The organism is Calditrichota bacterium, assembly GCA_013112635.1.
Classification (GTDB): domain Bacteria; phylum Calditrichota; class Calditrichia; order Calditrichales; family J004; genus JABFGF01.
Genome location: JABFGF010000012.1, coordinates 83,928 through 97,590, shown reverse-complemented (window position 1 = coordinate 97,590; position 13,663 = coordinate 83,928). Strand labels below are relative to the sequence as shown.

General features: G+C 36.9%; 12 protein-coding genes. 2 read left to right on the top strand and 10 right to left on the bottom strand.

Features of this window, described 5'->3' with window-relative positions; translation table 11 throughout:
• A partial coding sequence (locus tag HND50_20440) for a hypothetical protein (protein ID NOG47619.1) occupies positions 1-140 on the bottom strand: 140 nt, incomplete at its 3' end.
• Between the two features lie 198 nt (positions 141-338).
• On the opposite strand from HND50_20440, the gene HND50_20435 reads away from it, so the two are divergent.
• Positions 339-1,865 (top strand): glycosyltransferase family 39 protein, encoded by a 1,527-nt coding sequence (locus HND50_20435; GenBank protein ID NOG47618.1) that lies wholly within the window; start codon positions 339-341, stop codon positions 1,863-1,865.
• Between the two features lie 28 nt (positions 1,866-1,893).
• Here HND50_20435 and HND50_20430 read toward each other — a convergent pair whose 3' ends face one another.
• The 5 genes from HND50_20430 to HND50_20410 all read right to left on the bottom strand — a co-directional run bounded on the left by HND50_20430 (position 1,894) and on the right by HND50_20410 (position 6,239).
• Positions 1,894-2,766, bottom strand: a complete 873-nt coding sequence (locus HND50_20430) for a hypothetical protein (protein NOG47617.1) — start codon at positions 2,764-2,766, stop codon at positions 1,894-1,896.
• Positions 2,767-2,812: 46 nt separating this feature from the next.
• Entirely contained in the window at positions 2,813-3,388 is a 576-nt protein-coding gene (locus HND50_20425) for a YceI family protein (protein NOG47616.1), read from the bottom strand.
• Between the two features lie 21 nt (positions 3,389-3,409).
• The gene (locus tag HND50_20420) at positions 3,410-3,994 is read right to left on the bottom strand and encodes a YceI family protein (protein ID NOG47615.1); all 585 of its coding nucleotides are present in this window, start codon (positions 3,992-3,994) and stop codon (positions 3,410-3,412) included.
• 27 nt (positions 3,995-4,021) lie between these two features.
• The gene (locus HND50_20415) at positions 4,022-4,438 is read right to left on the bottom strand and encodes a hypothetical protein (protein ID NOG47614.1); all 417 of its coding nucleotides are present in this window, start codon (positions 4,436-4,438) and stop codon (positions 4,022-4,024) included.
• 139 nt (positions 4,439-4,577) lie between these two features.
• Positions 4,578-6,239: a response regulator gene (locus tag HND50_20410; GenBank protein ID NOG47613.1), complete on the bottom strand. Its 1,662-nt coding sequence runs from the start codon at positions 6,237-6,239 to the stop codon at positions 4,578-4,580.
• Positions 6,240-6,432: 193 nt separating this feature from the next.
• Between HND50_20410 and trxA the strand changes: the two genes are divergently transcribed.
• Positions 6,433-6,801: a thioredoxin gene (trxA, locus tag HND50_20405; protein NOG47612.1), complete on the top strand. Its 369-nt coding sequence runs from the start codon at positions 6,433-6,435 to the stop codon at positions 6,799-6,801.
• A 98-nt stretch (positions 6,802-6,899) separates the two neighbouring features.
• Here trxA and HND50_20400 read toward each other — a convergent pair whose 3' ends face one another.
• The 4 genes from HND50_20400 to HND50_20385 form a co-directional block, all read right to left on the bottom strand.
• Positions 6,900-9,080, bottom strand: a complete 2,181-nt coding sequence (locus HND50_20400) for a hypothetical protein (GenBank protein ID NOG47611.1) — start codon at positions 9,078-9,080, stop codon at positions 6,900-6,902.
• The gene (locus HND50_20395) at positions 9,077-9,664 is read right to left on the bottom strand and encodes an indolepyruvate oxidoreductase subunit beta (GenBank protein ID NOG47610.1); all 588 of its coding nucleotides are present in this window, start codon (positions 9,662-9,664) and stop codon (positions 9,077-9,079) included. Before HND50_20395 ends, HND50_20400 begins: the two co-directional genes overlap by 4 nt.
• Positions 9,665-9,789: 125 nt before the next feature.
• A complete protein-coding gene (locus HND50_20390) occupies positions 9,790-11,442 on the bottom strand; it encodes an indolepyruvate ferredoxin oxidoreductase (GenBank protein NOG47609.1) in 1,653 nt (550 codons plus the stop codon).
• A gap of 155 nt (positions 11,443-11,597) precedes the next feature.
• The gene (locus HND50_20385) at positions 11,598-13,418 is read right to left on the bottom strand and encodes a hypothetical protein (GenBank protein ID NOG47608.1); all 1,821 of its coding nucleotides are present in this window, start codon (positions 13,416-13,418) and stop codon (positions 11,598-11,600) included.
• Positions 13,419-13,663: the final 245 nt, after the last annotated feature.

Here is a 13,663-nt window from a genome sequence, read left to right as displayed (position 1 = left end):
TGTTCTAAGAAATAGTTTTTAATCTGGTTAAAGTAAGCTTCAGCCAGTATCGGTGTAAGGTTGAAATCATGAGAAATATTATTAACAATAGCGTTTTTAACAGACTTGGAATGAAGCCTTTTGGTAAGGTTTTGATCCATAATGATACCTCCTTAGATTTTGGTTTAAAATACACAAAATTCATTAAGGTATCATTTGATACTAACTATAAATAAACTCCCAACTTACATCTTAGCTCTATACTTCCCGATTGGAACGAACGCCTCGCCGATTGGAAAAGACAGACTCTTCAAAATTTATTTGTATAATCTCCCCAGGTCAAACAGGAGAAAATTCGAATGCAAACGAAACTACTTGCTTTTTTAAAAAACTGGGGAATTATTGCAGGCGCCGCTTTGCTAAAGTTTATCATCCATCTCATAACTTATGCAAAATATGGAATCCACCGTGATGAATTTATGTATTTCGAAATGGGTAATCACCTTGCCTGGGGTTTTATTGAAACACCGCCAACCATTGCCATTTTTGCCTGGCTTGCACAAAATATTTTCGGCTACACTGAGTTTGCCATTCGCTTCTTTCCTGCTCTTTTTGGCGCACTTAATGTTTTTATTACCGGGCTAATTGTAAAACAAGTTGGCGGTAAAAAATTTGCACAAATCATTGCAATGGTAGGTGTTTTGTGTGTGCCTCTCTATTTAAGGATAGATCATTATTTTATGCCTGTGGTTTTCAATTATTTCTACTGGGTGCTCACATCTTATTTTACAGTAAAGTGGCTAAAATCAAAACAAACAAAATACATTTATATGATTGGTGCTATGGTTGGTTTGGGGATGTTGGTAAAATATACCATTTTTATTTGGGCCGTTTCAATTCTGGCCGGAATAGCTATTTCTAAGGAAAGAGAAATTTTTAAAACAAAATACCCTTATCTGGCCATTGCAATAGCCGTGCTCATTTTTATGCCAAACCTCATCTGGCAGTCTTTAAATGGATTTCCTGTATTCCATCACATGTCCGCATTAAACCAGTCTCAGTTGGTTCATATTTCACCTATAGTTTTTATTTTGGACCAACTTTTAATGGCAGCACCGGTTTTATTATTCTGGCTTGCAGGATTAGGATTTCTACTGTTTGGCCAAGAGGCTAAAAAATATCATGCTTTAGGTCTGGCATTTGTAATAAATTTTATAATTTTTTTATTGCTGGACTCTAAAAATTATTATATCGGAGGATCGTATTTTGTTCTCTTTGCTTTTGGCGGCATTTTTGCTGAACAATTAATCAAAAAACTTTGGATTAGGATTGCATTTCCTGCTATTACAGTTTTATTGTTTATCCCTGTTCTTCCGCATAGTTTGCCGGTGTTACCATTAAGTGGAATGCTTTACTACGGCCAGTTGACAAAAGATGCAGGATTTGATGCACTGTTGCGCTGGGAAGATGGACGTATTTATGATCTGCCACAGGATTATGCAGATCAACTAGGCTGGAATGAAGTAGCAGATATTGTACAGTTTTCTTACAACCAGCTTACTGATGCTGAAAAACAAAGCTGTATAATTTATGGTGAAAATTATGGCGATTCCGGATGTGTAGATTTTTATGGCAATCAATATGGTTTACCCAAAGCAGTTTCAATGAGTTCTAATTATTTACCCTGGGCACCGGAAAAAATTGATGCAAAAGTTGTTTTCTGGGTTGGTGGAAACTTGAACACTGTTGAAAACTATTTTAATGATGTGGATATTGCAGGTAGGATAACAAATCCGTTTGCGCGAGAACGTGGTTTAGCGGTTTTTATATGCAAAGATGCAAAACCAGCCTTACACAAATCCTGGGCACAAGCATTAAAAAGATAATCTGTGGTTAAAAAATGCTTATCACATCTTATAACTCGCGGGTAATACCAAACCCAAGTTTCCATGCATCTTTATCTGTTTCCGCATCGGAGCCAACAAGATATTGTGTTGTATTTAAACGGTTGCTGTTTGTGACAAATAAATGAAATACATGACCACCCGTTTCAATAGCGCCACCTACCGCAATTGTATTATATGACCTAAATTCTTTAAGAGGATTTGCTGCAATCGAACCCTGCCAACCACCAATAACCGGACTAAACTCTGCCCAAAGGCTGAAAAGCCTGCTAAAATAATATTGATAGTATGTTCCAAGAGTAAAAGAATACTTTGTATCAAGGTTATTTTGTTTAGCAAAAATATAGCTGTTATAAACATAGGAAGGGACAATACCTACTCCAAGCTTCTTGTCCAGGAACATTATATTGTAAACAAGCTGTGCAAAATACTGGGTATAATCCGCATCAAATGCATCAAACTGCCCATCATTTGTATTGATCGCCAGCCCGGCACGAAAGGCGAAAACTGATGGCATTGTTTTACTTTCCAATTGCCATAGTTTGTATTTCCCACGAAGTTCAAGATTATCAAAAGTACCACTTCGGCCAGCAGTTATCATAAAATGATCGGTAACTCCATAGCTAAGTGCAGTACGCATGGAAACAGGTCCATCAAAACCATATAATGCGTCATAGCCATCAGAAATCTTACCAAAGCGATGGGAGATTTCGTACATAAAATCGCCCTTTTTAAGGGTTTCGGTTGTTGGCAGGTTTGCAGTTTGAGTTGAATGAAAAAGCTCAATATCTATTTTTTTTACAGCCTCACTTCTCTTCCAGCGCGATTGGGCTGAAACCATAAAAGGTACAAGTATAAATAAAACCATAATATTTTTTAACACGATCACTCCTTTGGTATGTTCTTGTTAAATCTTGCCAACTAAACATTTATTCATTTTCAAGTTTTTTCAGATTAAAATCCAGATCAAGTTTTATTTCTTCTGCTACTTTTATAAAAGCCGCAAGGCTGGGCGCCTCAATATTATAATCTTTTAGAAAAATGCTAAAACTGCTTTTAAGATTCATTTTACTTTCCATCATTTCAATTGTCCCGGGTATTTCCATTTCTTGTTTTTTCCCATGCAGGTCCATCTGCCCTTTTACTATTACTTTGTAATGACTACCGGAATTTTCAACTTTAATAAAGTTACCTTTAAAAGATACCACGGGGTAGCTTTTTGTATGTAAAACATCATTACGCATGTCCCTGTCCCGCTTACCATTTCCTGTATCAAAAGTATTTAATTGAACTTCAAAATAGAGTTCGTTTTTTTCTCCAAAAACTTTTTCACCTTCCCAATAAATATATCCATCGATATTTTCTGTTTTACCTTCAAAATCCAACAACGTTGTGCTGGAGTTAAAAACAATACTATTTTTTGCCTTACTATCAACCTGCCAATCACCGGCAAAAGCACAACTAAATATACCGGTTAATAAATAAACCAATAATAACTTTCTCATATTTTTCCTTATTACTAAAAATTACAAATTTAATTTTATTTCACGCAGATTAAAATCCAATTCCAGCTTTATTTCGTTGGCAACTTTAATAAAAGCAATTAAACTGGGGGCTGCAATTTTAAAGTCGTCTAAAAAAATTGTGAAACTTGTTTTGATATTCATAAGACCATCTTTAATGGTAATTACACCGGGTATTTCCATTTCTTTTTTTTGTCCGTGTAAAATCATCTCGCCTTTAACCAATACATGATATGCTTCATCTTTTTTTTCCGATTTTGTTATTTTGGCTTTAAATGAGGAATATGGATATTTTTTTGTTTCCAAAATATCATCACGCATATCACGGTCTCTTTTACCAATTCCTGTGCTAAATGTATTTAACAATATTTCAAAATAGAGTTCATTACCATCAGCAAAAATTTCCTCGCCTTTCCAAAAAAGATAGCCATCGATATCAGATGTTTTTCCTTCAAAATCCAGTAAAGTTGTGCTGGACATAAAAACAACGCTGTTCTTTGCATCTTTATCCACCTGCCAATCACCGGCAGTAATTAATCCTGAAAATAGAATTAACATAAAAATAATTCTATGAATTTTTAGGATCATTTTTTCTCCTTGGTGAAATACAATTTTCTAATTATTAAGTGCGCCATTTTCAATCCAGGTGCGAATAGAATCCAGCTCAACCTGTGAAAGGTGACCGGTTGTTGCTCCATCGCGAGGCATCCGTGAGCCGCTTATATTACCGCTTTCTATAATTTTTTGGAATAAATAACTGCTGTCCGGTTTTCCTGGTTCAATATAGTTCATTGTATTGGCGAAATTTGAAACACCTATAATATTGGTATAAGCTGTGGAGCTTTGTAGTCCGGGTGTTTGGCCGCTGTGATGACATGAACAACGTTGATCAAAAATTTGGGTACTAATAGATGAGTATGTGGATTTAACAGGATTTACTTTTTTCTCTTCAGGTTCAACCCCTGTTTCGGTGCTGCAAGAACTTAAAATAATAATCATACCTGTAAACAAATATGTGCCCAATGCTCTCATAAACTTCTCCTAAATAATTATTTTAAAAGTTATAACTATAAACACATTTTGACTGAAATTATTTCAATCAAAAATCTTAGATGAAAAAAAATTAAATATGGCAGAAGTAAATAAGGAAAAAAATGAGCAGAAACACAATTTAAAGTTCTAACTCTATTTCTTTAAAGGTGAGATTATTTATAATGTCAAACAGTTCATTTTTTTTAATTGGCTTTGTAGTATATCCGTTCATTCCAGCTTCAAGGCACATCTCTTCATCGCCCTTCATGGCATTTGCAGTTAAAGCAATAATTGGAATATCATCATCGAATTCGCGTATTTTTCTTGATGCAGTTAAGCCATCCATTACCGGCATTTGTAAATCCATCAATATTAGATCATACTTTTTTTCAATAAACATGTCAACAGCTTGCTGGCCATTATTAGCAACATCAACTTTAAAACTGTTATTGGTTAAAAGCCTTTTTGCCACCTTTTGATTGATCAGATTATCTTCAACCAAAAGAATATGTAATCCTGAAATAATATTTAAAGAGTTTTCTTTTTCAGTTTTCTCTATTAACTGCTTGTTTTCGACATTAACCTTAAATGGAATTGTAAACCAAAAATTTGAACCATGGCCTTCACGGCTAAAAACATTCATTTCCCCTTTCATTAGCCAAACCAGTTTCCTGCAAATAGAAAGACCTAAACCTGTTCCTCCATATTTTCTCGTTGTAGAAGCATCGGCTTGTGAAAAAGATTCAAATATATGTTTTTGTTTTGTTACTGAAATCCCAATTCCTGTGTCCCTGACCGAAAATTTTAATGTCTGCTTATCATCCTGCTCATCATGCAATAGCAAGCCGATTGTAATTGAACCTTCTTCTGTAAATTTAATGGCATTTCCAACAAGGTTTACTATTATTTGACGAATTCGAGCCATGTCACCGAAAAGAATATCGGCAACACCAGCATCAATTTCGGTTTTAATAACTATACCTTTTTCATTCGCTTGTAATTCAAAAATTGAACAGACCTGTTGAACTAAATCAACAGGTGAAAATCCAAATACTTCAAAATCGATCTTTCCGGCTTCAATTTTTGAAAGATCAAGAATATCATTTAACAAACGTAGTAATGAGTCAGCACTAAAGCGGATTGATTTTGAATACTCTTCCTGCTCTTCCGTAAGCTCAGTATCCAAAATCAGATTGTTTAATCCAATTACTCCATTAAGAGGTGTTCTTATCTCATGACTCATATTTGCAAGAAATTCGCTTTTTGCTTTATTAGATTCATCTGCCTTTAATTTGGCTGCATATAGTTTTTCATGATGTCTTTTTATTTCGGAAATATCCTGAACGACACAAATAAATACTGTCTCATTTTCTATATTTAATGCAGAACCTGAAAGCAGAAACGGGATCATATCACCCTTTTTATTTCTTAATTCAACTTCAACGCCAGATAAGTTTACATTTCCAGGTAACTCAGAAAGAAAAAAATCGCAGATTACCTCGTCTATAAATAAATCAGAAAAAAACAGGTTTTCCAGTTCTTCATTTTCATAACCAAATACTTCCTCTCCAACTTTATTAATTCTCTTTATTAACCTGGATTGGTTTAGAATAAATGCTGGGTTAGGTAAGGAATCTAAAATATATAAATTGTTCAGATGGTTCGTTTGAGCTATCTGACTTTTATTTGAAGCAATATTTAACCGTTCAAGCATAGCTAAAAAATCTTCATCCGGTTCAAAATTATCCGGCAAAGCTTCAAGCAAATCTTCAATTTGCAGATTTATTTTATCGGATTTCATATTTAACTTTCTGTATAATCCAAATATCGGTTATCAATAGAAAGGCTTAAGCTGTTACATTTTTACGGTTAATTTTAGGCTGAACTATTTTAGAACGATAGAAAAATATAATTTGTAACTTTTAAATCTGGTTTGTCATCTGAACAATTAGTTTTGAAAATAAAGAAAATAAAAAAATCGAAAGGAATACAAAATGACTGAACATCTTAACAAACAAACATTTTTAGATAAAGTGTTTAACTTTGAACAAAACAAAGAATGGAAATTTGAAGGCGATAAACCTTGTCTGATTGATTTTTATGCTGATTGGTGTGGTCCTTGTAAAATGGTCGCTCCCGTTTTGGAAGAATTATCTGAAGAGTACAAAGACAAAGTAAATATTTACAAAGTGAACACGGAACAAGAGCAGGAACTGGCCGCTGCTTTTGGAATTCAAAGTATCCCTTCACTTCTGTTTGTGCCTATGGGTGATAAACCACAAATGGCGATGGGCGCACTGCCAAAGCAGCAATTGGAAGATGCGATAAGGGACGTACTTGGTGTGACAAAAGAAGTAAATTAGAAATATAAGCCATAGGATCTCCTGTTGACAGGAGCAATGAAGGCAGTCTTGAAATAAGGCTGCCTTTTTTATTTAATCAATCTCATACAAACAACTGATTATTTTAGCACAGCAAACACATCCTGGATAGAGCTAAACAAAGGAATGCCGTTTTCCGCAAATGTTGTTTTCATTTTTTGATAAATCATCCCGGAGTCAATAACTACTGCAACAGGCTTTCCCGTTTCGCTTATCAACTCCTTAATACGCTCCACATTCTTTTCCAAGACCCCTTCGTTTTCAGACTCAATCATAACTGAAAGTGGTACAATTCCCTTTATTAACAGGCTTGTTTCCGGTTGTGTTAGAATATCGCAGGCACATTTATAGTATACATCATCACTGGCCATCGGCGTAATATCCAAAGGATTGCTTGCTGTTACAATTGCTGATAAACGATGATTTTCTAAAGTTTGGTTAAGCCGGTTTTTTGTTTCATCCGAAAAAACAGCCAGATTATTTCCAACGCCATCTGCTGCTGCCACAGATTCATAACCGGCATTTGAGATGACACCAACACTATGACTTTTATTAATTGAGAGATCAGGATAAGCACTGTACCACATTAGATTATTTTCAAAATCAGTAAAACTTTCACTGATAATTGCCCCTGCATTTTGCAACAATTTTTTTTCAATGCTGTAATCAGATGCCAAAGCGCCTGTATGCCCGGAAGCTGCTTTCATTCCCGCTGGACTCCGACCTCCACGGTAAATAATTATTTTCTTTTTTGTACAAACCTTTCTGATTACTTTTGCCAGCCTTAAAGCATCACCCTGAGGCGCGCCTTCAAGATAAAGAGCAATAACTTTTACTTCGTTATCATCAGCCATAGCAATTAATAAATCTGTTGCAGAAATATCAATCTGGTTGCCAATGCAAAACCCTAAACGAATAGGTAGATTTTCATTTCTGGAAATGCGGGTTATAAAAAAGGCACCACTCTGCGCAATAAGACCAATATTTCCATCAGGAAAAAATTTAACAGGCAATTTATTTTCCGGGATAAACAAGGTATTAATTTTTTGAGGAGATAAAACTATTCCAAGTGAGTTTGGTCCGATAATTCGTGGTCTTTTATCAATGGGATATTTTTCAAGAATAGATGTTAGTTTTTCTTTCAATCCGGTATGATCTGCACCATCGCCGATGCCGCCAGCAACCAGGTAAATAATTTTGGCCAAACCAGATGAGCAAGCCTCTTCAATAACATCGATCGCACTTTTTGCCGGAACCGCCAAAACCAGCACATCTACAGGATTGGTAAGCGTGTTTAAAGCAGGGATTGTTTTATACCCGTCAAAATCCTCGCAATCCGCTTTTAGTACAAAAATATTTTTTGGCCGAACAAGCGATTTCTTAAAATTATCCAGGACTATATTGCCAAAAGCTTTTTTCTTTGATGAGACTCCGGCAATCAAAAAAGTTTGAGGATTGAATAATGCTTCCTGTTGCTGACTAATGGATTCTGGATGCTGTATTCTGGATGCTCGTGAAGAGGAGATTTCAATGTTTTTTGCCTCTTTTCCATTTTCACTCTTCACTTTTAGTTGTTCTTTTTCGCCAACCCCGTCAAGAGCAACAAATTTTCCATTTATATCAATGGCCAAAGGATTAATTTCAATTAATGAAAGTTCTTCACCAGTTAAATTTGCTGCTAATTCCCAGGCAGATTCCAATAAATCTTTTACTGTCTTTTCCGAAACAAGGGCTTCCCCATTGCGGACTTTTCCAAATAAAATATTTCCAAGCAAATGGACAGAGAGTTCAGCAAAAGCCTGATCCGTTGATAATATTTCCGGGCTAAAACTAAGGACACCTTTTTTAAGTTCATTTCCCCATAACTCAGTATGAACCCCACCAAAGCCAATTGTAATAATCGGGCCGCAACTTGCATCCATTTTTATAGATAAAAGCAATTCAACAGGAAGCGGGCTGTTTATAAATTTTACCTTTTCACAAATTAAAAGCCCTTTCCAGTTTTTCTTTTCAACACTATCAGAAAAGGAAGCGTATGATTCCTCAACAATTTCCCTGGAAAAATTAGAAAATTTAATTAATCCAAAATCAGATTTGTGCCAAACTTCATCCACAACGGCTTTTAAGACAATTTCATCACCATCCTGAAAACTTGAATCCGCTATTTGTGGTTTATCAAGAAAAATATATTTTGGCGTACTTATGCCATATTTTTGCAGGATTTGGTAACATTGTATTTCATCTAAAAAATCTTTTTTCATTGCAGGATCAATTCTTTGCCAGTCATAAATGCCCGCATATTTTTTTCAATCACTTTCTCCCCTTTGCTTGCAAAACGCTCTTGAATCACCTTTTCCCAAATCTTATCTGTGATTGGCAAATAGGTAGCAGCAGCACCCAACAAGGCAATTGTACCGGCTTGTGGAAAACGCATTTCTTTTGACAAACTTTCTGAGTCAATCATTTTCACCCCATCAATACCGGAAAGCAGTTTGTTTACTCTGTCCACCTCCGGATAAGAATCCATATTTACAATGGCCGTTGTTGTACTTACAACCGGCGCCCCTTTTTTAAGATAAACCAGATGCCGTAAAGCTTCTAATGGTTCAAGACCAATAAGCAAATCACCGGTGCCTTTTTCAATTGTTGGCGAGGTTACTTTCTTTTTACTGATCATAATGTGGGCACTTACTTCACCGCCACGCTGGCTCATGCCGTGTACTTCCGATTGCAGCACATGCAGGCCACTCATCCAGGCTGCACCAAGAACAAGTTGGGCTATTGTAACAGCACCTTGTCCACCAACACCGGCAACAACCAATCCAAAAGTATTATCGTTTTTCATTTTTCAATTTCCTTTTAGTATTATTAACCCACCCCTTGCCCCTCCAAGGAGAGGAACAAAATCATAATTTGACCAATCAAACTCCCCTCTTTGAAGGGGTTGAGCGTGGGTTCTTTTAATCAATTTCAGACCTCTGCTTTTTCTGGTTTTGTATATAATTTACGGCGCATGGCCTGGATGCATTTACGCTTAAAAACAATCAGGCTGGGTTTATCTTCTTTGAATATTTTTTCCAGTTTTTCGATATTCTCATTTGTCTTTTTGGGAAGCGGAATAAACACATGAACCTGATCTTCTTCAAATCCTGTTGCTTTGGCCAGTGTTGGCGCAATGTCAGCTGCTACTGGAACTTGTTGGCCAGTCATTCCCACAATCGCATTATCCATAATAATCAGGTTAAGGTTTAGATTAGATTTTGCAGCGGACAAAAGTGTCGGCATTCCCGAGTGGAAAAAAGTTGAATCGCCAATAACACCCACAGCCGGGCTCATTCCTGCCATAGCAGCACCAAAAGCCATAGATAATGACGCACCCATCTCAACACAGGTGTTGATTGCATTAAATGGCGGTTGAACACCCAATGTGTAACAGCCAATATCACCAAAAATGCGCGGATCATCTACACCAATATTTTTTAAAGCTTTGGTAATAGCTTCATAAGCATCGCTATGTCCACAACCATCACAAAGTTTTGGTGGGCGAATTTCAATCAAATCCGATATTTGTGCAAGGAGATCGTCATCCACTTTGCCTTCAACCTTTTTGCCTGCAAGCACTGTGCGTACGGTTGATAAATTTAATTCTCCGTCTATAGCTAAAATACCATCACGCCGGCCATGAACCTTACATTTTCCTTCTGCATAAGGAATTATCATATCTTCGAGATAAGGGTAATCTTCTTCAAAAACATAAATCGTGTCACATTTTTCAACAAAATCTTTTAGCAGCTGCACATCTACCGGATATGCGCCAATCTTTAATTGATTATATTTTTTAGGATCAATATCATTATCGCTGAGATATTGCTCAAAATAGGCGATGCCCATTCCGGCCATTAAAACACCTTCTTTAAGCCGTCCATTTGCGGAGAAGGAATTATACTTTGCCGCTGCATCAATTATATTAGGCAATTTATCACGAAGGTCTCTATACCGGCCTCTGGCTATTGCAGGAATTAGCACCCAGTTGTTTTTTTCTTCTTCTGATGGGATTCCAACACTGGTAGGTGCCAGCCTTTTTTCCGCTGTATAAACTTCACCACGCGAATGGGCCAACCGGGTAACCAATCTAAGAACCACAGGTAGTTTTAATCTTTCGGAAAGTTCAAAAGCCTGGATGGTAAAATCGTACACTTCCTGTGGTGTTGCAGGTTCCAGCAAAGGGATATGGGCAAAATCAGCCAAAACCCGGGTATCTTGTTCATTCTGGCTGCTGTGCATACTTGGGTCATCGGCAACTGCAACAACCAAGCCTCCTTGCACTCCTGTAATTGCTGAATTTACAAAGGCATCAAAAGCCACATTCAAACCTACATGTTTCATTGTTACAACTGTACGGAAACCTGCATAGCTTGTGCCCAGGGCAAACTCGTAAGCCACTTTTTCATTTGCTGCCCATTCTGCCACGCGCCCATCATTTGTTTTTTCGATATACTTTTCACCAGCTTCAAAAATTTCTGTTGAGGGTGTTCCGGGGTAACCGTAAAATGCTTTAACACCGGCATCGCAAGCGGCTAAAGCCAAAGCTTCATCACCCAATAATAATTTACTTTTCTTCACAATGTCCTCTTCAAGTTAATACAGTTCTTTATAATCATTTTCAAATTGGCATTTCATTTCACCTTGCCCAAAATGAATTGATGAAATTGGTGAATTATCGGAAATTGTGTTTTCCAATACACCAGCATTCCAATATTCCATTACTCCATCTTTTTCTATTTTCTTCTGGATCCGTCAAACTCTGTGCTCAAAATCCAGCCAACCACTTCGCCAGTTTTTATCAAACGGGAATTATACATATCGGGCCCGACAGAAGCAGAGCCTTCAGTGAATTTATGTTCCCGCGAAGCGAGCATTTTTCTTGCACGCTCTTTCCAGAGAATAAAATTAGAAACCCGCAAATCAATCCAGCCATGATTTGCCCATGAATCAATATCACCATTTTGGATTGGTACATCGATGTGAACTTTAGATTCAGGGATATACATTGTCGGCCCACGAAAAATAGACTGGCCATCCGGCAATAAAATCGCCAAACCAAGGGATGTAATAATCTCACGAGTGTCTGAATTCTCTACATATTTTAAAACGGATTCAGACATTTCTTCAGCTGAAATCTCATCAGAAGCCCAGTCTTCCAACTTTGGGAAAACTTTCCGTAAAAGATGAGTTTCATAAAGCAGCTTAGAAAGTTGAGGCGGGCCAAGTTCTCCAATGGCAATACTGGGAACAGCGCGTTTACGCTCTTCCTCACGCATCTCATCCACTGCTGCCTGGCGGATTAATCCGGCACGGTAACTTGGATCCATAACAGCACCATCAATTGCCGCGATAATATCTTTACCTGTATTTGCCCCGGCAATCTCATGCAGTACATTGCGAGCGATTTCCTCCGGTGTAACAAACTCCATCGAATCCATATAAGTGATGGTTTCATACTCCCCACGAGAGAAAAAGCCATTTTCACCGGTATCAATTCCAACCAGCGAAAGGTTGCCCTTTTCTTTGTATTCAGATTTTTCATGACGCACAGCAAGTGAATCTGCTAAAATTTCTTTTCGGCTTTCACGCAGCATAACAGGCTCACCAAATTTCTTTATTTCTTTATAAATAACACGTCTGTGGCCAATCATTGCGCCCGGTTTAATCTCTTTGATAATCGGACCAGGAGAACGTGCCAACAAGAATAACAATCCAGTATGCGCGAAGCCAACACTTGTTTTTGCCATCAATTTAAAACTGGGTTTATCCTCACCATGTGTGAACGGAATATTTACACCCATGCCGCCGGTTCCGGTTGTGCCTACTTTTATATAGATATGTGTTTTAGCAGCATTTAATGCTTTATACAAAAGTGTAACATGGCGCACTAATTGTGGAATGGACTGAGATATCAGCAACAAATCTACCATTTTTAAATTAGTTAAATGCGGGAAACTTTCTACGGGATCGATACTATGTTCTACGAAATTTGAAGTAAAATCGCACAAACGATCTATGCTGGATTTATCACCGGATTTTGCTTTGGCAATTATGTCTTTAATATCAATATCGATGGAATCACCAACGGCATCGCGGTATTCCTTTACAACATTAGAACTGCTTTTTACATCCTGGTAACTGATTGCTGTCGCCGTATTGACACAATCGACAACAGCATCCGGCTTATATTTCATAATAATTTTTGGCATTAAACCACTGCTGGCAATGTTTTGTGGTTCATCGTTGAGATCGCCAAAAACGTCTTCATAGATCGTGCTCAGTATTTCTTTATCACCCTGGATTTCTCCCCGGGAAAGCCGGGCATATTCTTCGCGAACAAAGATATTGCCAAATTCTGCAATAAACTGGGTTCCACTGCCATTAAACTCTTCTTTTAATAAAGTAACCGTTTCGATCGCTTCTTTTTCCAACAAGGTACAAACAACAATTTTTTCGGGCTTTACTTCGCGGGCCATCAAACGGCAAATCTGGTAACCAACAAGTCCACCACCACCAAAAATAACCACACTTTCAATTTTCTTTGGAACAATCATATTTTAAACTCCACGTTTTGTACAATTAAACAAACTGAAGATTAGAAAAAACAAATCATAAAACCCAAATAACAAATAAGCACTAAATACAAGATTTCAAATTTTATACAACCTTTATTAATAGTCGGATTATGTTTTGATTATTGTTATTTATTTGATTATTGGTTCTTGCATTTTATGATTTATTTATCAACTCTTTTGCGTCACTAATATACTAAATCATAATCGGCTTTGGAAGCTATTTT